Genomic DNA, 433 nt, shown 5'->3' with positions numbered 1-433 from the left:
ACTGCCATCGCGGATGCCGCCTTCGGACTCTTCGCCGAGCGCGGCTTCGACCGGGTCACCGTCGCGGAGGTGGCCCGCGCCGCTGGGGTCGCGGTCAACCAGGTCTTCAAGTGATTCCCGGCCCAGGAGGATCTGCTCTGCGACCGGCAGGCCGACGCGGAGCAGCGGCTGGCCCAAGTCCTCGACAGTGCGCCTCCTGAGCAGGCGGCTGTCGGCGCGGTCCGGGCAGACCGCATGGCGGGCCTGGCCCGCGGCGAGCCGGCGCTCGGGCTCAACCCCGCATCGGCGGACTTCTGGCGAGTGGTGGCTGACAGTCCGGCACTTCGGGCTCGCACGAGAGAGATCAGCGAAAACACCGAGGCCGCCCTCGCCGCCGCGCTGGCCGACCGGTGGGGCCTGGGTGACGAGGATCCGCTACCCAGGCTGCTGGCCG

The 433-nt window shown here is 72.7% G+C and carries 2 protein-coding genes; both read left to right on the top strand.

What is annotated here, in order from left to right; genetic code table 11:
- The first annotated feature begins 6 nt into the window (after nt 1-6).
- Nucleotides 7-114 carry a TetR family transcriptional regulator gene (locus UK12_RS44660; protein ID WP_269432063.1) on the top strand — a complete coding sequence of 36 codons (108 nt, stop codon included), beginning with the start codon at nt 7-9 and terminating at the stop codon, nt 112-114.
- A gap of 120 nt (nt 115-234) precedes the next feature.
- Nucleotides 235-433: acyl-CoA-like ligand-binding transcription factor (locus tag UK12_RS41965; protein WP_442973909.1), on the top strand; the 199-nt coding region annotated here is incomplete at its 3' end.

The organism is Saccharothrix sp. ST-888, from assembly GCF_000955975.1.
Classification (GTDB): Bacteria; Actinomycetota; Actinomycetes; order Streptomycetales; family Streptomycetaceae; genus Kitasatospora.
This window is presented reverse-complemented; position numbering and strand designations above follow the sequence as displayed.